The sequence below is a fragment of the Ferrimicrobium sp. genome (genome assembly GCF_027364955.1).
In the GTDB taxonomy this organism is placed as follows: Bacteria; Actinomycetota; Acidimicrobiia; order Acidimicrobiales; family Acidimicrobiaceae; genus Ferrimicrobium.
This window is the reverse complement of the sequence record NZ_DAHXOI010000014.1, coordinates 16988-37389: the sequence shown is the minus strand read 5'-3', so window position 1 is coordinate 37389 and position 20402 is coordinate 16988. Positions and strand designations below refer to the sequence as shown.

The 20402-nt window shown below is 57.1% G+C and carries 18 protein-coding genes; 4 read left to right on the top strand and 14 right to left on the bottom strand.

The window, feature by feature from the left end:
- Nucleotides 1-31 precede the first annotated feature (31 nt).
- A complete protein-coding gene (locus M7Q83_RS09835; RefSeq protein WP_298338063.1) occupies nt 32-379 on the top strand; it encodes a metalloregulator ArsR/SmtB family transcription factor in 348 nt (115 codons plus the stop codon).
- A 931-nt stretch (nt 380-1310) separates the two neighbouring features.
- Nucleotides 1311-1604 carry a hypothetical protein gene (locus M7Q83_RS09830; RefSeq protein WP_298338061.1) on the top strand — a complete coding sequence of 98 codons (294 nt, stop codon included), beginning with the start codon at nt 1311-1313 and terminating at the stop codon, nt 1602-1604.
- Between the two features lie 720 nt (nt 1605-2324).
- Here M7Q83_RS09830 and M7Q83_RS09825 read toward each other — a convergent pair.
- From M7Q83_RS09825 to M7Q83_RS09810, 4 genes are all read right to left on the bottom strand, one after another.
- On the bottom strand, nt 2325-3671 hold the full coding sequence (locus M7Q83_RS09825) for an MFS transporter (RefSeq protein ID WP_298338059.1): 1347 nt from the start codon (nt 3669-3671) through the stop codon (nt 2325-2327).
- On the bottom strand, nt 3668-5059 hold the full coding sequence (locus M7Q83_RS09820) for an MBL fold metallo-hydrolase (protein ID WP_298338056.1): 1392 nt from the start codon (nt 5057-5059) through the stop codon (nt 3668-3670). The genes M7Q83_RS09825 and M7Q83_RS09820 overlap by 4 nt, the downstream gene beginning before the upstream one ends.
- Before the next feature lie 109 nt (nt 5060-5168).
- Nucleotides 5169-6380 (bottom strand): ISAzo13 family transposase, encoded by a 1212-nt coding sequence (locus M7Q83_RS09815; protein ID WP_298338054.1) that lies wholly within the window; start codon nt 6378-6380, stop codon nt 5169-5171.
- A gap of 53 nt (nt 6381-6433) precedes the next feature.
- Nucleotides 6434-7180, bottom strand: coding sequence for a metalloregulator ArsR/SmtB family transcription factor (locus M7Q83_RS09810; protein ID WP_298338052.1), 747 nt, complete (start codon nt 7178-7180; stop codon nt 6434-6436).
- Between the two features lie 498 nt (nt 7181-7678).
- Here M7Q83_RS09810 and M7Q83_RS09805 point away from each other — a divergent pair, with 498 nt between their 5' ends.
- Nucleotides 7679-8677 carry an NAD-dependent epimerase/dehydratase family protein gene (locus tag M7Q83_RS09805; protein ID WP_298338050.1) on the top strand — a complete coding sequence of 333 codons (999 nt, stop codon included), beginning with the start codon at nt 7679-7681 and terminating at the stop codon, nt 8675-8677.
- Nucleotides 8678-9244: 567 nt separating this feature from the next.
- Here the strand turns inward: M7Q83_RS09805 and M7Q83_RS09800 are convergent.
- On the bottom strand, nt 9245-10231 hold the full coding sequence (locus M7Q83_RS09800; RefSeq protein ID WP_298338048.1) for a hypothetical protein: 987 nt from the start codon (nt 10229-10231) through the stop codon (nt 9245-9247).
- A gap of 272 nt (nt 10232-10503) precedes the next feature.
- On the opposite strand from M7Q83_RS09800, the gene M7Q83_RS09795 reads away from it, so the two are divergent.
- Nucleotides 10504-11163 (top strand): hypothetical protein, encoded by a 660-nt coding sequence (locus M7Q83_RS09795; RefSeq protein ID WP_298338045.1) that lies wholly within the window; start codon nt 10504-10506, stop codon nt 11161-11163.
- On the opposite strand, the gene M7Q83_RS09790 is transcribed toward M7Q83_RS09795, so the two are convergent.
- The 9 genes from M7Q83_RS09790 to M7Q83_RS09750 form a co-directional block, all read right to left on the bottom strand.
- Entirely contained in the window at nt 11160-12041 is an 882-nt protein-coding gene (locus M7Q83_RS09790) for an ABC transporter permease (protein WP_298338043.1), read from the bottom strand. The genes M7Q83_RS09795 and M7Q83_RS09790 overlap by 4 nt on opposite strands.
- A gap of 2 nt (nt 12042-12043) precedes the next feature.
- A complete protein-coding gene (locus tag M7Q83_RS09785; protein ID WP_366526398.1) occupies nt 12044-13072 on the bottom strand; it encodes an ATP-binding cassette domain-containing protein in 1029 nt (342 codons plus the stop codon).
- 386 nt (nt 13073-13458) lie between these two features.
- Nucleotides 13459-15267, bottom strand: coding sequence for a putative PEP-binding protein (locus tag M7Q83_RS09780; protein WP_298338039.1), 1809 nt, complete (start codon nt 15265-15267; stop codon nt 13459-13461).
- On the bottom strand, nt 15257-15667 hold the full coding sequence (locus M7Q83_RS09775) for a hypothetical protein (RefSeq protein WP_298338037.1): 411 nt from the start codon (nt 15665-15667) through the stop codon (nt 15257-15259). Before M7Q83_RS09775 ends, M7Q83_RS09780 begins: the two co-directional genes overlap by 11 nt.
- Nucleotides 15664-16293 (bottom strand): dihydroxyacetone kinase subunit DhaL, encoded by a 630-nt coding sequence (gene dhaL / locus M7Q83_RS09770; protein ID WP_298338035.1) that lies wholly within the window; start codon nt 16291-16293, stop codon nt 15664-15666. The genes M7Q83_RS09775 and dhaL overlap by 4 nt, the downstream gene beginning before the upstream one ends.
- Before the next feature lie 10 nt (nt 16294-16303).
- Nucleotides 16304-17308, bottom strand: coding sequence for a dihydroxyacetone kinase subunit DhaK (dhaK, locus tag M7Q83_RS09765; protein ID WP_298338034.1), 1005 nt, complete (start codon nt 17306-17308; stop codon nt 16304-16306).
- 10 nt (nt 17309-17318) lie between these two features.
- Nucleotides 17319-18812, bottom strand: coding sequence for a glycerol kinase GlpK (gene glpK, locus M7Q83_RS09760; RefSeq protein WP_298338032.1), 1494 nt, complete (start codon nt 18810-18812; stop codon nt 17319-17321).
- Complete coding sequence (locus M7Q83_RS09755) at nt 18805-19734, bottom strand: MIP/aquaporin family protein (protein ID WP_298338030.1); 930 nt, start codon at nt 19732-19734, stop codon at nt 18805-18807. The genes glpK and M7Q83_RS09755 overlap by 8 nt, the downstream gene beginning before the upstream one ends.
- A gap of 358 nt (nt 19735-20092) precedes the next feature.
- On the bottom strand, nt 20093-20371 hold the full coding sequence (locus tag M7Q83_RS09750; protein WP_298338028.1) for an HPr family phosphocarrier protein: 279 nt from the start codon (nt 20369-20371) through the stop codon (nt 20093-20095).
- Nucleotides 20372-20402: the final 31 nt, after the last annotated feature.

The window sequence follows — 20402 nt, the reverse complement described above, 5'->3', positions numbered from 1 at the left end:
TATATTTCGATTTCTATATATACTGATAGTAATGGAGCTCATCGAACAATCAGTTGAACCACGAAGCGTCGAACTCGGAATGCCCTTAGCGAGAGACCAAACCATCGCCTTAGCGGAGCTATGCCAAGCACTCGGCGACCCTACCCGCCTCCGCATACTATCGTCGCTAGGCACTGCCTGCATGCCGGTAGGAATGATCGCTCAGTCCACTGGACTCCGCCAACCCACCGTCTCACACCACCTGCGTGTTTTACGCGACCGGGGCCTGGTGCGTCCCGAGCGCCGAGGAACTTCTATCTACTACTGCGCTGCAAGCGAGGAGTTACAACCTACGCTACGCGCCCTTGGCTCCCTGCTCAACGATACAGTTCGTCAATGAGCATCCACCGTCGCCATGCCGAAGGAACAATCGGGCAAGTTTCGATCGCTTCGTCACTAGCGCGGATCGCCATCGACCTATTGGCACGCAATCATCACCGACCCAGTTCAGGCAAGGAGCATCATATTGGTTACCCAAACAAAACATCACAACCGATCGCGGTACCAGCGGGTGCAGTGTTGCCATTAATCGGATCCGAAGCCATTAGTCGTATCAACCATCCGCTTCTCGATACTCCAAATGGGCACTTCAACTGCCTCCATGCGAAACAACGATCGAACACGTCGCACAAGACTGCGACTATCCAATGGCCCAACTATGCACATTGGCCCATGGCCACTAATTTTCGTCATGCCCGCAATACTCGCCATAATCATTTTCTTGGTCTTGAAAGGAACCTCATGCGCTATGCCTTCTTCATGTAGACTGGGCCAACCTACCAGAGATCGCGATACAACAACAGATCGCATCTCCGCCGAAACGCTCGACCCATGCATCACCCCACGTCAACAGTTCGCCAATGCATCACTCAGCATCGGAGTATACACAACGCGTCTGGAAACCCTCATTCGCCCTGCGCCCGATTATCCCATGTGATAATCAACGGTTAACCGACGGCGCCGACATCGCAATAGGAGACCTAAGGCGGCCAATAGAAGACAATATAGCATCCGTATACAACCCAATATGCTATTATACAAACAGATGCGCGCAGTACACAAAGAAGTCCGTTCAGTTCTATGATCGACCTCGTATCAGTCAAGGAAAGGAGATACGTGCTACGACATTAATCACTCTGGTAGATATGAATATACGCAATCAACACACCGATGACCTCCACACTGGCCAAGATGAACCATCGCACTACTAATAAGCAGCCGCAATGCAATTAATATTCGCGCTTCTACACTGAAGAAATGAGTAATCAACAATGACCAATACCAGTTCTACGGCAATTACCGAACCAAGTGCCATCACTACACCCAAGGGCGTTGACCTACTGCTCCCGCTTGACACTCCTAGGGATGTCCTCGACATCTTTGTAGCGTCCTGCAACATCGGCCAGTGCAGCTGCGACACGACCTTTGTCTCTAAAATTACCGGGGTCGAACTGGTTGAAGAACCAGGACTGCTCCGAGTGCGGGTTTCAGGTGCTATCACCCCGGAAGAAGTGCTCGCCGAGATGGGGAACTCAGCACCTGAACTTGGGGGAAAGGCCTCGTAACGGGCAGATCCTTTCATGCGATCACGCGAGGGCGTAGCCAGCGTCAGCGATGCGTTCATCACGCCCTCGACCAAAGCAAAACAACAGGTTCGGACAATTGAATGCTCCTCATGCATTGTAGAACCACACAAGGAATCCGTTCTCATCTTGCCCAAGGAACCAACCGCCTCCCCAAGCCTGTTACCGACCATCCTGTGCGCCATAAGTTGATGGAGACGAATCCGTCGATCCCATCACCCCACGATAGGCATAACCTTGGGATAAGCATCCATCAACAAAACTTCACGAGCGACTGAACGCGAAATGCCAACGATGACCCTGGAATACTGTTGATCCTTTCCAGATACCGCCATGCACAACAGCGTCAAATACTTCATTATGGGGAAAGATCAGTCGCATTGATGTATCCTGGAAGGTGCCATGAATAGCATAGGAAAGACCAGCAAGTGACGTGACCTTACCCAGGATTTCCCCCGAATGACCTTGCCGCAGAACCATGACCACAGGGACGCCTACTGTTCGGTCATAGAATTCACCGGTCCAGCGACCAATGATAGTGTCCTTTGCTATTCCACAAGAACTAAGGGCGCAAGAACATGCTAGACAGACTATGATAAACCCGAGCCAAGAACGCCGTCGAATGCATTGGTATAGGTCCACAATTGTGGATCCGTGATACCAAAGGCGCTGTCTAATGGTCATCCGCATCATCGAACGCTCCTATGCTCTTGGCGCGACCCACTCTGGATGCGTTCTCCACGCAGGTTCATGCTTACGTCGTTTTGGGTCGGTCTCCTTGAATAACAGCAACAGGATCAACCCCGAGAGCCCTACCAGCACAGTTCCAACCCAGATCGCAACAGATACTCCCGCGAATACAGCTACCCCACCTAAAACAAGTGGTCCAACTGCGTATCCCCCGTCACGCCAAAGGCGATACACCCCAAGGGCACCTCCGCGCCATTTTGGATCTGCCGTATCTCCCACCGTAGTAATGAGATTTGGATACACCAGCGCCATCCCAGCACCCATCAGTATGACGGCGAGATACCAAAGGGCATGGCTGCTGGCGCCGACAAAGACGGCGAGCCCACCGGAGATCAAAAAGGTGCCTACAGTGATAGGGAACTTGCGACCGATTCTATCAGCCAAGGCACCGCTTGCGACTTGTCCAAACCCCCATACCCAGGCGTAGATCCCCACAAGCAGTCCCACCTCGGCCACGGAGACACCTCGGCGCAACAGAAAAAGTGGGAAAAAGGCTGCCACGAGACTATCAGCAAACTTGTTGATAAAGCCCGCCTGACAGACTGCCAGCATAGAACGATCATGCCAACTCATGTACACACCAAGGCGCGTCAACTTTGGTGCTGGCTGTGCTGGATGAACTTTTGCATCTGGACCAGAACCCATCGACTCCGAGTGGGCAAAAGGCAGCGTCTCCTTTGCTGGTCCAAGAGTGACCAGAACCCCAATGACCACCACGCCCAAAACAAGTAGATACGGAGTGGGACGCAACCCATAGCTGGTTACGAGGAGACCAGCTAAGAAACCACCAACCCCCACCCCCACATAGCCGGCCGATTCATCGATACCCACGGCGAGTCCTCGATTCACCGGGCCGACGAGATCAATTTTGGCGGTCACCGACATCGTCCAGGTTAGTGCCTGGTTCACCCCTAGGAAAAGATTTGCGATAATCACCTGCCACCATGCCGTTGCAAAGATGATGATGAGCGCATAGGGAATCGCAAAAGCCCAGCCAGCGAGCAATATACCCTTGCGTCCTCGACGATCCGAAAGCCGACCCGCTACAAGATTCATCACCGACTTGACGAGCCCAAAGGCAGCGATGAAGCTGACGATATAGAGCACCGAGGTAACTCCAAAAGCATGCTGGGCCAACGGAGGCAGGGCGACTCGCTCCACCCCAATCGTCATCCCAATCAACAGGGTGATGATCGTAAAGAGTGAGAACTGCCACCAGTTCTCACGGAGCCCGAGCTTATGATGCACCCGTCCCTCTCCTGCTGGAGAATCGTCCCTTGGTTGGCCCGTCTGGGTCACCGCGGCACCTCCTCGAGGGCAGACCACCCCTCCCAGCCGTCGATCACTACGCTCAGCTGAGAATAGCCGACTTGTTCCAAAAGACTTGCACCTAGTGTTGCGCGGTAATCATGGCCACAATGAACCGCTACCTGAATGCCTTTGACGAGTCCAGATTCCTGAGTCAGAATATCGTGGAGCGGAAGACTCACACTCCCGGGGATGTGACCAGCATGCCATTCAGCCGCCTCACGCACGTCTACAACGGGCAAGAGTTCGTCTGCATCAAGGCGTTCCGCCAGCATTGCTGCGCTGAGTGTATCATAACCCACAATCTTGCGCCCTGCCGTCTGCCAGGCGTCAAGCCCACCACCAAGATATCCCACAATCCGGTCGTATCCAATGCGCACAAGTTGGCTCACCGCCTCCTGAATCTCCCCGGCGCCCCGGCTGCCCGCATCGGCTACGAGAACGAGTGGCTTCTCTGGACCGACCAACCAACCGACCCACCCCGAAATATTCCCATCGGCACCGGTAGCGATACTCCCAGGAATATGCGAGGATCTGAAGTCCTGGGCGGTTCGAATGTCAAGCAACAACGCGCCTTGAGCCAGCCAGTGGTCCAGTGATGCGAGATCGAGTTCGGGCGGATGGATAAGGGACAGCCCGAGCAGTGGAGCACCGATTTGGTTCAGGTTCCGCATCCTCGCATAATAGGTCGGGTATGTCCCCGCGGTGAGCGAACGGGTAACGAACTGACGGGAGCTACGAGCTGTTGCAAGTGGATTTGTTACGCGCTCTGCACCAATAGTCGTCATGGTCGCATCGCCGGCGCCCACTGCACAGAACGAACCACCACCGTGGGTAGGGTAGACCACCACCTCATCAGGCAGTTGAAGTATTTTCTCCTTGAGGGAACGCTCCAAGTCGTGGGCAAATCTCCATGAGAGCGCAGGACCAAAGAGATCAGTTCGTGCTGCCGTTCCAACCATGAGTGCTCCGCCGGAGAACAAAGCTTCTGGCTGTCCCATCGCATTGAGCAAGAGATAGGCCACGTGTTCAGGAGTATGACCAGGCGTCGCGAGAACACGGAGTCGCCACGAACCCAAGCCAATTTCATCTCCGTCGCTGAGATGTTCGTAGTGATAACGCAGACCCGCATCAGAGCTCGCCCCGATCTTCGATCCAACGGTAGAGGCAAACTCGCGTGAGCCTGAGACAAAATCGTTGTGGACATGTGTCTCAAGCGACCACGTCAGCTCCAGTTCTGCGCTCGCCACGATATCGAGATACTGACCAATATCGCGAACAGGATCAATGACAACAGCCACTTTCTCCCGGTCAGAAACCAGAAGATAGCTGGTATTTCCTAACTCAGCGCTGCGGACCGGAACGATCGAAACATCCACTTGGACCTCCCTGTTCATATACTCAATTGTATATTTGAGTATCCTACCTGTCAGGAGCCACCATTTCTGCAATCAACGCTAAGGCGCCATAAATAAATAACATGGTCACTCATGTCCTCGGTGAGATGACGTAGTTCCATTCACCATGAAAGTCATCGCGGGCAATCTGGATGGTAGCGAACTCTGCATCGGTGACCTTCCTGCCCGTTTGATATTGACCAGAATCGATTTGGGCGCGGATCTTAAGTCCTTTGCTCGTTGTGGTTGCGGCTATCAAATTGACTATGACCTCGTGGCTCACCAATGGTTGGCCGCGCCAGTTCAAGGTGATGAAAGAGAACATGCGATGCTCGATCTTGTTCCACTTGGAAGTACCTGGTGGAAAGTGGCTCACCCGGATGGTCAGATCTAGCTCATCGGCGAGTTGTTGGAGCTCTAGCTTCCACAGACGTACTCGTGAGCCGTTACTCCCACCCCCGTCGGCCATGATCATGAGCTCCTTTGCACCAGGATAGGTGGCCTGGCCCATAGCGAACCACCAGCGGCGAATCGTCTCAACTGCAAAGCTTGATGTATCGTGATCGGTACCTACACTGACCCAGCCGGTGTTAGATGCGAGATCATAGACACCGTATGGATTGGCTCTTCCTAGTTCGTGGTCCACAAAGTCGTGTACCTCGACAAGCTCTGGCTCTCCTTTTGGTCGCCACTCCTTGCCATTGTTCTTGTAGTGGCCTACCAACTCCTTCTTCTTTGTATCCACTGAGATCACCGGTTGTCCACTCGACAGTGCGGTGTCTGTCTTGTGGTTGATGTATTCGAACTGAGCGTTGCGGTCTGGATGACCCCCACCCTCTAGGGTCTTACGGTTGCCCTGGAGACTGTATCCAAGATCCTTGAGTAAAACCCCAACTGAGACATGAGAGATCTTATGACCTTGCTCTCCTAACTCGCGTGACAGTTGCATCAAACTCTTACAGGTCCAGCGCAGTGGTGACTGGGGATCACCCCTCGTGACAGGCTCCACCAACCGCTCCAGATCCTCTACCACCAGGGGATCGATCTCCACTAGCTTCTTGCGTCCCGCACCTGCTCGCCTCACGCGTCTGGTTGAATCGATGACTACAGGTGGAGCTGAGTTCAGCTCCTTAATGCCAGCCAAGATAGATCCTCGAGCCACCCCAGTAGCCTCAGCGACACGCTTTACTCCACCATGACCGAGCACTTTGGCCTCCGCCGCTGCGAACAGTCGCCTTTGACGTTCATCGCAGAACCCTTCGAGAGCCTTGTAACGAGCGGTGATCAACGCATCTGCATCCATCAGACGAGTCTAGCTCTTCTGTGGTAATAGTGCAAGTAATTATTTTATGATTCCTAAGGTTGGTCCTTGCTGGTGTGTTCATCGTCCAAAGGGATCATGCCGGTTTCGGAGCCGAAGGCGACAGGAAGGCCAGCTCGGCGCCACTCAGGAAAGCCATCCCGCAAACGCTTTGCGAGGATGCCCCTGCTTCGCAGCAATCGAACGACATCAGGCGCAAACACGCAATAGGGACCACGGCAATAGGCGATGATCTCGCCATCACTCGGAAGGTCGCGGAGCTCCTCCGAGAGCTCCCGATAAGGAAGCGAACGCGCGCCTGGAATATGCCCTGCACGATACTCCGCCTCAGGTCGAACGTCGAGGAGAGTGACCGAACCGTGCTGTAATCGATTCAGTAGTTCGGCATGTTCCACAACCTGAGAATCGTCGGATGGCCCGACATAAGCGGTGACGAGACGTGGCATGTCAGCGAGTCGGGCTTCGGCAGTCCTACGTAGAGCCAACCACAGCTCCTCGACCTCGACGCTGGCCAAACGATAATAGACATAGGTCCCCTCTCTTCGGGAGAGAACGAGTCCAGCCTGGGCGAGAGAACGAAGATGATGAGAGGTATTCGCCAGACTCTGCCCGATCTCTGCTGCGAGGGCGTCAACCGAACGTTCACCCTGGGCCAACAGATCAATAAGTTCGACACGCCGTCCCGTCGACATCGCCTTAGCAATCTCTGCCAGTGCATCAAAGAGCGCCGTCTTGGCAGCCCTTGAACCTGGTGTGTTGGTGGAAGCATCGCCCTCGTGCATACCTGTTGGAGTATAACGACTTCGATCATCACTTCCACGAAGGGTCGATCGACCAACGCCGTGCTATCGCATCTCGCCAGATGACTCATAGCCAGGCATTCGGGCGCAGTCATGGACTGGCTCTCTTGGGGCCAGGTTAGCCGACCGTCCAGAGCCCCGTCGTTCGCCCAGCAATATTGACAGATCGACCGCACGATGACTCACGCAAGCTCGGCGCAAGTGGGGTTGTCAACGACAACCTCGTATCCCATCACCACAACTGCACCTCTCTCAACCCGGATCGAGCCTTGCCTATCGGCGAGTTGCCCAGATGCCGTCGGCATTCTACGCGCAGAAGGGCCCGTTGCTGCGTGACTGCGCTCAGCTGCAACCATCAATCGGTTAAGGAGCGAGCAAGCTCATGATTTTCGTTCCGACAGAGACACACTGTGACCGCGAACTAAGGCCGCGTTGTGCCCGATGAGCGTCCCGCTCGACACGTCGCTAAGCTGAAAACTCATGCCAAGCGCCATCATCTTAGGAGGAACTGGAGCCGTTGGCCATGCCGCGAGCCAGTACTTGAGGGCCAATGGCTGGGACGTCACCCTGACCAGTCGCACTCCCCCTTCGTGGAACGCAGAACATCTCATCACTACCACGGCGAATCGGCATGACCCCTACCAGTTGCGAAGAGTTCTATCGGGTGGCGCTGATCTCCTCATCGATTGCCTCTGTTACCAGGCTGCCGATGCAACAATGCTCCTTCCCTATCTCTCTCATATCACGAAGACCATCATGATCTCCTCCAAGGCTGTCTATGTCGATCGGTACGGCCGCCACTCCAACTCCGACGAGCCTCCAGATTTTGCGGGTCCCATCGATGAGACGTGCGCAACACTCAGACCCAACGACCTCGACCCCAACACACAGGAGGGATATGGCGCAAACAAAGTCGCAGCTGAGGAGACGCTGCTCAATTCTGGAGCATCAGTCGCCATTCTACGTCCGTCCAAAATTCACGGTGCGCATGCACGACGCCCAAGGGAATGGGTCTTTGTACGACGTGCCATCGAGCGGCGTCTCACCCTCTTCTACGACCCCAGCCGCGCCGGTATCGACCACCCGAGCGCCGCTAGCAATATCGCAGCCCTGATAGCTGCACTGGCTCATCTTCCAGGAAACCAGATCGTCAATATCGCTGACCCCGATGCACCGTCTGGCATCGAGATCGCTCGGATTGTGGGCGGATTGCTCGGCGTAACCTTTGACGAACAACCAGTGAGTGCACCTGGCCACCGTCTTCACCCGTGGGATACCAACTACCCGATTGTTCTCGACACCAAACGCGCCCATGAACTCGGTTACCAGCCGATCGGCGACTACGCCAGCACCATCAAAGCCGAGATCGACTGGTTGATGGCGAACGCAAATCTGCAGACGAGGCTGCCCTTCGATGACGATCCGTTTTTCGCACCGTTCTTCGCCGACCAAGCCGCAGTTGCGCCTCCCAAACGATAACCATACCTCAGGCTCACCAAGCGACACCGAAGTATCGAGACGGGATACCATCGAGTCCTTGCACCTAGGAGTCGATCAACTCCCGAGACCCGATCCACCGGCGATCTCGGTCGTAGGATCGGGATCAACGCTAGAACAGACGGTCCAAAATCACCCTGTTCAAAATCTCACTGTCCATAATCACACTGACCACCTTCTTATCCCAACCAGAGATGGGCTGTAGCCTGCATGCACTCCAGATGAGTGGACTTGGGTGGCGATATCACCTCGCTCCTCCACTGACTCCATCGCCCTCATCACAGGGCCCGGTGGATCTCCCAGGCACAATCGAGCCTGGCATCGTCGCACATCAGGGACGTCTCACCTATTGACACCTTTGGTTCATGCGCAACACCCTGACATCGAGAGGGTGCTCGGGCCGACCATTGCGAATCAACCAACCAGCACGCGCCCCGGCCAGCCCTCTCCGCGCTCGCCCGTGCGCTGCGGTACTCCTTCACCCGAGCTCCGGTTTGCCAGTAGTTCAGTCAATGCGTGCCCGAGGGAAGTGACGACTGCAACTCGTCGTTAGCTACGCAAGAAGACCGCAACGAAGTCTCGCCAGAATGGGCCAAGATAGTGCACGGGAGGGAAAATCATAGCGGAGAGGAGGTTGGTGCCGACAATCCCATTTGGACCAGGGTCGGTGTAGGTGGCAAAATTCACCCAATCGGGGTTGATATCGAGCTGCATCCCTTCGACCGCTCCCGCGTGCACCAGCACGGCGCCCAACTCCGCTGGCGAAAGACCAGGACCGCCAACCCAGACGAGGTTGTTGTTGGCGGTGATACCAATGCCACTACGCCAGGTGTTGACAAGGTTGCCAAGTGAATAACCCCAGTTGACAAGTGGAGCGATGCTCGCCTGGGGAGTAACCTGGCCATGATCAACCAAGAGGGTCAGGTTCTGGCGGACGGCCTCGACTGATGAGGTCATACCTATCTCGGTTCCCCATGCACCGATTGCCATAGTGCCATTGTCATACTCCACCAAGGATGCGTCTCCGTTTTGCAGCGGTGCACCGTAACGGCCACCCTGATAAAATCCACCGCCACCGTGGGTGAATTGGAATCCCCCTTCGAAGGCCGCCAAAAGGGTCGCGTATCGCGATGGTGCAACGGGAGCCTGGTAGGGCCATGTACCCCCCGGTTGGGTCGTACCCGCATAGATCTGCGCGCTCGCCTGCTGCTGGTTAATCCATGCGATCGCGATCGGAGGGGCATCCAGCTGAGGGGTCAACGTCGTGGAAAAGACGGCACTACCACCAGCCCCCTCGTCACCCTGCGGGTCCCAGGGTAGTACCTGGTTGCCAGACACCATTGGCGTTAGTGGAAGTGGCGCATACCAGAGCTGCTGATAGGATCCCAGTTCAGTTGAGGGTCGCAAATACCCACGGTCGACGAACGCCACCGCAGGGTAGGAGGCCCTTACTGATCTCGCCAGTGTCTGATCGTGCAGGCGAGGCTGTGCCCAGATCGCGAGAGTCGAACACAACGCGACGACGCCGAACCTCATCTGCCAAGCCTGCCACCGGCGCCTCATCGTTCCAAGCTATCAGCACCCCTGCACGAAATCGGCACGTACAAGCCGGCACCCGACATCCGCTCATCTGCTCGATGGCAAACCAGGTGCGTTTACCGACCAACGACAACCTTGTTGTGTTCCCCTTGCCAACCTGGTACTCAACCGTTGTATCGCTGGGGCTTTATCTCTACGACGTTATCTCTACGGCTTTATCTCTACGATATGTAGCGTTTTGTTCAATCCACAGTGATAGCCTGATGGAGATGGAGACCATCTCGACAACTATACCGGCACCTGATAACGCTGACACCATCTTTGATGCCGTCATCGAGGTCGCCTACTCCTACACCGATCCGGTCGCGGTCGACCGTGGGGAACTCAGAATAGAGGGTCGTAGCCTCAAGACCGGACTCTCCTCCGCCCAACTCCCGTACCGTATCACGGTCCTACCGGTCGGTGAAGATGCCGCCGAGATCTACCTGGAGATTGACATTGAAGATCGCTCAGATCGCCAGGTACAGGCCAAAGACCTTCTCCTCGGTGTCTTCCGCGATCAGACACCGCGAGAGTATGACAAGCGTCGAGCGGGCGTAGCAACGACACCTACTCCAAGCGTATCAGACCCGTCTCCAACCTTGTTCGACCGCATTGGCCCACTCGACCTCGCGGAGTTCTTCAAATACGCAACCATACCGATCGGCATCCTCGGCGTCCTCGTCATCATCGTCAGCATCAGTCTGTTCGCCACGGCAAGCGCGATCCTCCGTCCCTCGCCCTGGGTCGTCATACTGACGCTAGGCGGCGAGATCTTCGCGACGGCGGTTGTCGCAGGGATCTTGCTCTTCTTTGGCTACGTCTTAGAGCTCCTCACCCACACCCGTGACATCCTCGCAAAGAGCAACGATCCCAGCCCACGTGGTTAATCATTTTTTCGAAACTCAACGACCCCGATGAGTGCCATCGCCACCCCCATCACAGCCACAATCGCCAGCGAGAGCCCAACCGGTACCAACCATCCATCCCAGGTGACACCTGGACTCAGGAAGTGGCGTGCCGCTTGGCTCATACTGAGCGAGTTAAAAACGACACTGCGCATCGGGCCTACGATATAGGTCAGCGGATCGATCCTGGTCAACACCGTCAGCCATGTCGGTAGACCGCCGAGCGGATAGAGCGCACCGGAGAGGAAGAACAGCGGCATCACTAACATCTGCGTCACCGCCATAAAGGCTTGGAACTGCTGGATCCGTGCCGCCATCATCACGCCAAAGGCGGTGAGGGTAAAGGAGAGCAGCAGTAGCTCTCCAATCAGTGCCAGTAGGAGCGTCGGACGATAGGGCACCCCTGCGAATCCCGCGAGGATCAAAATGATGAGTCCCTGGAGCGTCGCTACCGTGGTCCCGCCAAGGCACTTGCCGAATACGATCGCACCACGGCTCACCGGTGCGACCAGCATTTCCCGGAGGAAGCCAAACTCTCGATCCCACACGATAGAGCCAGCCGAGAAGAGGGCGGTAAAGAGGGCAGACATCGCCAAAACCCCTGGATAGAGAAAAGTGCGAAGATTGACTCCAGGAGGCATCCCGTGCTTGGCAAGGGCAGAGAGTCCCGTACCCAGTACAAAAAGGAAGAGGATCGGCTGGATCAACGAGGTCACCATCCGGAGTTTGTCCCTCCAGAAGCGAATCAACTCGCGGCGCCATACGATACTGACTGCTCGAAGATCTTGACTGAGTCCACCCGCTGGGACTGCGACACGAATCGCCGCAGCCTCGCGGGCTGTCACCGTTGAAGTTTGCATCGCTACCTCCCTCGAAAACGCTGTCGAAACGCCCGCATCGAATCGCTGCTTGTCGCCTCTGTATCCCTGATGGTCCGACCGGTATAGGACATGAAGACATCGTCAAGAGAGGGACGCGCGACGCTGACCGAACGAATCCCGACGCCGAGCTCACTAAAGAGTCGAGGAACGAACTCCTCACCAGCGGCGACCGCAAAGGTAACCAATCCATCATGCATCCCTGCAGCAACTCCAAATTGCGATGCGAGTGCGGCGATTGCAGCCACATCATCGGTCGTTGCAATCTGCACTCGGTCCTTGCCAACACTGGCCTTCAGGTTCTCGGGCGTATCGATCGCCTGGATTTGGCCGTGGTCGATGATCGCAATCCGATCACAGTTCTCTGCTTCATCCATATAGTGCGTCGTCAAGAAGATGGTGATGTCCTCTCGCTGCTTGAGCTCCATGATGTACTCCCAGATCGAAGAACGCGTCTGGGGATCCAGGCCGACGGTCGGTTCATCAAGAAAGAGGACCTTGGGCGCGTGTAGCAGACCGCGAGCGATCTCGAGGCGACGCTGCATGCCTCCTGAGTACGTGCTCACGAGGCTCCCACGACGCTCCCAGAGTCCAACCATCTCGAGCACCTGTTGCAGGCGTGACTCGACAAACTGCTTGGGCACTGCATAGAGCTCCGCATGAAAGCGCAGGTTCTGCTCAGCGGTCAAATAGGTATCAAGCGTCGTATCCTGAAAGACCAGTCCGATGTTGCGTCGGACCAATTCCCTCGCTCGCACCACATCGTGTCCTGCCACCTGCGCGGTACCCTCAGTCGGTTGAGCAAGCGTACAGAGAATCTTGATGGTAGTCGACTTGCCGGCGCCATTGGGGCCGAGGAATCCAAAGATCTCTCCCCCGGCCACCTCGAAATCAATACCACGCACCGCTTCCAATGACCCATAGCGCTTGACCAGACCTTGCACCGCTACGGCCGTTGGCCGCCCTGTCTGGTTCAGCGGTGGCCGTATGCTAGGACCAAGCTCCGCCGACATCATCGCCATCCTCCTTCTCTCGCATACCCTCACCTCCGACTATCTCCGACTAGGAGTAGAGACCATCGTGGCCACACCTTCTGGTCAACGTTGACTGGTGAGAAGTGACGAAGTTTCACCGCTCCCACCACCTCGAACTCCGATCGCTTGTACTATGCAACTATACTACGGATATCCGACGGTGTGCACGTTCTACCCGTGTGCGTAGCTCTTGACGCACGCGAAGTGACCCAGGCCGCGTTCGCATCCCGCTCGGCAAGCAGTTCCGGCAGATACGTGGTTCGACCTCGACCGTGTCGCAGATCAATGATCGGAGATGGGGGTCTTCTTCTGGTCGTCCATGCGGCCCCGGGCCTCCTGACCCCTCTCGGGGTTCGGAGCATGCCCTATTGGGCCCCGACGATGATGCTTCGAGCCATACTGGCGTCCTCCTGGGAGAGCGCCAGGCGGGCAAGCGCCCGTGCCCTGGTCATCGAGAGGCCATCCAACACCGCTCGCACCCCAGCCAGCGCCACCGGCGTCATCGAAAGGCTCGAGACACCAAGACCGACCAAGACGATGGCGAGTAACGGATCACTCGCCGCCTCACCACACACCGAGATACCGACCTGCGCCCGCGTCCCTGCACGCGCCACCGACTCGACGAGACCAAGCGCAACCGGATTCCAGGGATCGAGGAGCGCGCCGAGTGCGGGTCCATTGCGATCGGCCCCCATCAGATATTGGAGCAAGTCATTGGTCCCGATAGAGGCGAAATCCACCAACGGCGCGACCCGGGCAAAACCCAAAGCGAGCGCCGGGACTTCGATCATGACCCCCACAGAGCCCAAGCCGGCGGAGCGCGCCATCCCGACAAAGGAGCGTACCTCACTCAGCGCGCTCACCATAGGCGCCATCACCCGCATCTCGACGCCGGGCACCATCGCCTCTGCCCGTGCTAGAGCCTCCATTTGTCGTTCGAGCACTCCCGGAACCTGGGTGACGAGACGGAAACCACGCACCCCAAGCGCGGGGTTGTCCTCCTGGGGAAGGGTGATAAATGGTAAAGGTTTATCAGAACCTACATCAAGCGTGCGGAAGATGACGGGCCTCGTCGAGTGAACAAATGGATCCAGAATGGATCGATAGACATCGATCTGCTGGTCAACGCTTGGCTCCTGCGCCTGCCCCTCAAACAAAAACTCGGTACGTACCAAACCGATGCCGTCCGCCCCCTGTTTGCGAGCCTCAAGTGCGTCTCCTGGTGAACCAACATTAGCGAGAAGGTGCACCGCACCTGTCGCCAGCACCGAACGGTGACTTCGTCGCCGATCACGCCGAGGCGCTAACGAGTCGGTTACGCGCCCAAGATGCCCGGAGGTCCCACTGGTCATCGAGACCTGGCCAGTGAGGGGGTTGAGGAGGGCCATAGAACCCTGGGGGAGTTCGGATGCTCCTCGGCAACCGACGACGGCCACAATACCGAGAGAGCGAAGGATGAGCGCTGCGTGCCCCGTGGGCCCTCCGGTTGCCACGATCACACCTCGTAGCGCCGTTGGGTCGAGTTTCGCCGCCTCAGCTGCACTCAGTTGCTCAAGGACCAAGATGCTATCGGCATCGATTGGCGAGGAGCGATTACCACTAGCTTCCCCAAAGAGCTGATCGCCAACCCGAGTACCGATCTCGGTGATATCGTCAGCCCGTTCGCCGATGTATCCACCTACGGCGCGTAGTTCAGCGGCAACCGCCTCGAAGGCAGTCTGCAATGCTCGCCGATCAATGGAGATTGGGGCCACGTCGCTAGCCGAATCAGCCTGCTCTGCTGGCAACAACGGCACCAACAAGCGATCGACGAGTGTCGGATCTTGGGCCATCATGGCCTGGGCCTCCAGGATCTCACCGACTTGGGGAGGTGCGTCCTCGGCCAAACTTTCGAGCTCCCCTGCCGCCTTGGTCAGTTCCGCCTCAAGGTAATGGCGAAGCTCCTCGCTACTGGTAAATTCGTAGCCCTGCTCACCGGCCCTACGGCCACGAACTTCATCTTGGGTACTTCCCCTCACCTCATGAGCATCGGGTAGCGCGGCTGACCCCCAGCGGTGCCGCACCCGTCCTACCACGGTATGGCTTCCGATCCCAAAGCCCTCCCACACACGCTCGTCGGGGCGAGCCGCGCGACCGCCCTGGGCCTCGGCCGGCGCTGTGCCCTCAGGATCCAACCTTGCGAACCTCCCAGGCGTGCTCCGCCGCCGCGATACCCTCGTCAAGGGAACCGCCCATCGATAGGGTCATCGCACACGCGATGGCACCTTCGACCATCGGACAGTCAATCATGTGCACCCGCTCCTCGAGCCGCTCCAGCTCAATCGCAGCGCTTGTCGCCAGGAAGGAGGAGCCAACGTCGCCGATCATGCCAATCGCATCAACACCGTCTAGCTCCGAGAGTCCCGCCAAGACCATCGCTGCGTTTACCCCGAGCCCCTCGGACTCGGGTGCCTCCTCACCTCCAACAGCAACCATCGCCAGTTCATCGCCGGCCAATGCCCGGACCAAGTCGACCACGCCGAGGGCAAGGCGCTTGGAGTGAGAGACGATGATCAGCCCGGTGGACATCGTCATTGTGGCCCCATGACCCGAGCGAGTGCCTCAAACCAGAGGGCGGCTGAAACGGAACCTGGGTCGATGTGACCGACGCTGCGCTCGCCAAGATAGGCCGCACGGCCACGTTTGGCCACTACGTCCAAGGTAGCATCCGACCACGCTCTAGCCTGGTGCGCCAGCGCCACCACCAAAGAGCTCACCGGTTCTCCATCGGATCCCTTGGCCTGGAGTTCAGCGAGGGCGGGAAGAAATACGTCCATCATGGTTTTGTCCCCCACGACCGCCTTCCCTCGTTGTGCGAGTGCCTCAACAAAGGCACCAATGGCACCTACAAAATCGGCCCAGCTAACCTCAGGGGCATCAGGCAACGCCGCAGCAAACTTCAACATCCCCGACCCCCAAAGCGCCCCTGATGCCCCTCCGACCGTGCTCATGAGTGTCATGCCAATGGCCTTCGCATCAGCGCGGAGACTACCCTCGGGGGCAGCGTTGAGTACCTCGACAGCCTTGGCTAACCCACGATCCATATTGGAGCCATGGTCAGCATCACCGATAGCCGCATCGAGCTCATTGAGCAGCGCTCTGTTGGCATGGATCAGTTCACCAAAGCGCTGCCAGAGCTCACGAAAGTCCTCCTGCTGCATAGAGGGCATACTAGTGCTTCACGACTCTCAGTGCTGGGGTATCACAGGCCGCTCCCAACCTTCTCGCCCGTGTATCGTCGAGACGCAGCAGCGTCAGCGAGGCTCCCGCCATCTCCAATGAGGTCATGAACTCCCCCATTAGGACCCTCTCGAGGGAGAGTTGGGATCCTTCTGCGAGCTTCGCGAGATGCCCAGCCATGATGGCCAGCTCGATACCGGGAGTGGCCCCCATGGAGTTGACCAGAGCAGCGACGCGCTCACCGGCGTCCAGCCCGAGCTCCTCCACAAGGCGACTATAGAGAAAGGCGGTGAGCTCCCCGGCACCCATCATTGGCATGCGCTCGATACCTGGCTCGCCATGGATCCCGACACCCATCTCGATCTCGTTTTCTCCAAGTTCAAAAGTCGGTTTGCCGTTCGCTGGGACCGTACACGAGGTCAGCGCAAAACCCATCGAGGCGACGTTGGCGACCACCTCTTCACCTATGGCCTTCACTGTTGCCAGGTCCGCACCCTCCTCAGCAGCTGCACCAGCAATCTTGTGAACCAAAACCGTCCCCGCGATCCCGCGACGCCCGGTGGTGTAGAGGGAATCCTGCACCGCTACATCGTCGTTGACCAACACGACCTCTGTCGCAATAGCGTCCGCATCGGCGAGCTCGCGAGCGATATCGAAGTTCATCACATCACCGGTGTAGTTCTTCACCACGAGGAGGACACCAGCGCCATGGTCAGCGGCCTTGATACCTGCATAGACCTGGTCAGGAGTGGGGGAAGTAAAGACCTCCCCCGCCACTGCCGCGTCAAGCATGCCATAGCCGACGTAACCACCGTGGGCGGGCTCATGACCCGAACCACCTCCTGAGACGAGGCCGACCTTGCCCGTCACCTTTGGGACCTTACGGGCAAGCACCGAGGTGTCTGGCACCCGCACGAGGTACTCAGGGTAGGCCACCACCATCCCATCGAGTGCCTGGTCAACAATCGTCTCAACCGCATCAATGATCTTTTTCATCTCGCGCCCTTCACTGCTCGATCCAACTCTTGGACCGCTCGACTGCACGGACCCAGCCGGCGACGAGCTCATCGCGACGCGAGGCGACCATCGACGGGTAGAACAGCGCATCGCGTTGCCATACCTGGGTCAAGGGCTCAAAGCCATCCCATACACCGACCGCGAGCCCCGCCAAAAAGGCCGCACCCATCGCCGTCGTCTCGGTCACCTTTGGTCGCTCGACACGCACACCGAGAATGTCGGCCTGGAACTGGGCAAGGAAGCTATTGTTGATCGCTCCCCCATCCACTCGCAGGACATCGACCGCCTGCTTGCTGTCGCTTCGCATCGCCTCTAGGACATCACGCGACTGGTAGGCGATCGACTCCAGCGCGGCTCTTGCGATATGCGCGCGATTCGACCCCCTTGTCAGTCCAACGATTGTTCCGCGTGCATAACTATCCCACCATGGAGCCCCAAGACCCACGAAGGCTGGCACGAGGTACACCCCACCGGTGTCGGGTACGGAGAGCGCGAGCGCCTCTGTCTCCTCGGCGGTCTTGATCAACCCCAGTTCATCACGAAGCCATTGGACAACAGCTCCCGTGATAAAGATCGAGCCCTCAAGTGCGTAGGTCACCTTGTGGTCAATACCCCAAGCCAGCGTCGTGACCAGTCCATTCTCCGAGGAGACGGGGACCTCGCCCGTGTTCATCAGGAGGAAGGAACCGGTTCCGTAGGTGTTCTTCGCGGTCCCTGGCGTGTAGCATCCCTGCCCAAACAATGCGGCTTGCTGATCACCAGCGATCCCCGCAATCGGGATCTTGCGTCCCAACCAACTCTCATCGACCTCGCCGACGACCCCGGAGGAGTCCACAACGGTCGGGCACATGGAGCGTGGGATCCCCAACAGCCCCAACAACTCATCATCCCAATCGAGCTCACCGATGTTGTAAATCATGGTCCGCGAGGCATTGGAGTAGTCGGTGACATGGAGCTTTTGATGAGTGAGCTTGTTGATCAGCCAGGAGTCGATAGTTCCAAAGACGAGATCGCCCTTCTCGGCGAGTTCGCGAGCACCAGGAACGTTGTCGAGAATCCACGCCACCTTCGTCCCCGAGAAGTAGGCATCGATGACCAACCCTGTCTTGGCTCGCACCATGTCGGTGTGGCCCGCCTCCCGTAGTCGATCACACATTCCGGCTGTACGTCGACACTGCCAGACGATAGCGTTATAGACCGCCTGCCCGGTCTGACGGTTCCAGACCACGGTCGTCTCGCGTTGGTTGGTGATACCAAGGGCTGCGATGTCGGCGACGTTGACCCCCGATGACTTGATGCAACTCTGAATAGCCTGCCACTCCGATTGCCAGATCTCCTCTGGGTCGTGCTCAACCCAGCCGGGTTGCGGATAAATCTGGCGAAACTCCTGTTGCCCAACGGCCACCGGCAAACCATCATCGTTAAACAAAATTGCCCTTGATGATGTCGTGCCCTGATCGAGAGCGAGTAGGTACTTAGTCACTGGTTACCATCCCTTCTTCTATCTCATTACTTTCTGTAGTAGCTGCCACCTCAGCGGGATGCTTCGCCCGATAATCGAGGGTCAATTCAATGAACGCCTTATAGATACCAACCGCAATCGCCGCTCCAACGAGTGGGCCGAGAATGGGTATCCACCAATAGCCCCCCTGTCCCGGGCCCGGGAATGCGTTCTTACCCCATCCAAATAGCCAGGTCATCAAGCGTGGACCAAAGTCACGCGCCGGGTTGATCGCATAACCTGCATCAGTTCCGAAAGAGAGACCGATTGCCAGCACCGCCAATCCAACAATAAAAGGCCCGAGATTCGAGATCGGCGCCATGTTCTTCGCATCGTTAATCGCGAGAATAAAGAGCAGAAGAAAAGCGGTCCCAATGACCTGATCGACCAACGGCCCCACCCAGCTGCCATGGAAGTAGGAGGCCGGGAAGGTAGCAAAGATCGAGAAGGTGGTCAACCCGCCACTTGAACCGCGTGAGACCACATGATGGACCAAGTTGTACTGGTCGATCGCCTTGTAGTAGTCCGCATAGACAATCAGCGCACCACTAAAAGCCCCAAGGACCTGGGCTATCCAATACGGTACCACCTTCTTCCAGGGAAGATTCCCCTTGATAGCCTGCGCAAACGTCACTGCTGGGTTGAGATGCGCACCTGAAATCCCGCCCGCGACATACACACCCATAACGACCGCGATTGCCCAGCCCCAGCCGATCAGCATCCAACCACCAGCGCCCTGAAAAATCACGACAGTTCGCCCTGACATGGTCAGACCGACGACCGCCACCGCCACCGATCCCGTACCAAAGGCGAGCAGCACCAGGGTACCTAAGTACTCTGAGAGCAGTTCGCCCCACGCCGTTGCGCGCCAACCAGTCTTACCATAGCGCACTTTCGTAGCCATATACCTTACCCCTTCACGTTGAACCAAGGATGATCGAAAACAGCAAAAAACCCAAGCCCGGATAACGGACTTGGGTTCTCAGTTTCTCTCACCCACTCTCGATGGTACACCATTTGCGGCGACCATGCACACGAACCCAAAATTAATAAAACTTTCGTTCGACGATATGAGGGCTGGTAATGCATCCACCAAACACCACCCTTAACCTCAACGTCACCGTCGCAAGGAAGCTAATCGCTTGTAACAGCTCCAACAACGACCAACGACATGCAGCAACACCCCTTCTCCTCTGAGGAGCTCAGTATGCCATTTCCCGCAAGATTTCATCAAGACATTTCTAGTTTTAGAAGCGCTCTAATTATGTACCATGGTGAGGAGTAGGATCGATCAATGGTTCGAGAAGGTCGCTAAGACTCGCAACAACCGACTCCCCTTCCGGGTTCACATCAAGGACGATCACTTCACCGTTGTCGATACCGAGTCCGAGAATCTCGAGGATACTGCACACATCAGCGACCCGGTCACCTTTCCTTAGCGTCCCTTGCGCGCCGGCAGCATGCATCGCCTTCACCAATCGTGCGGCGGGCCGAGCATGAAGACCTGATGGATCGATCACGCGATACGTTCTTGCTGTCATTGTTCTTCCTTCCACGAAGAAATCCCGTCCA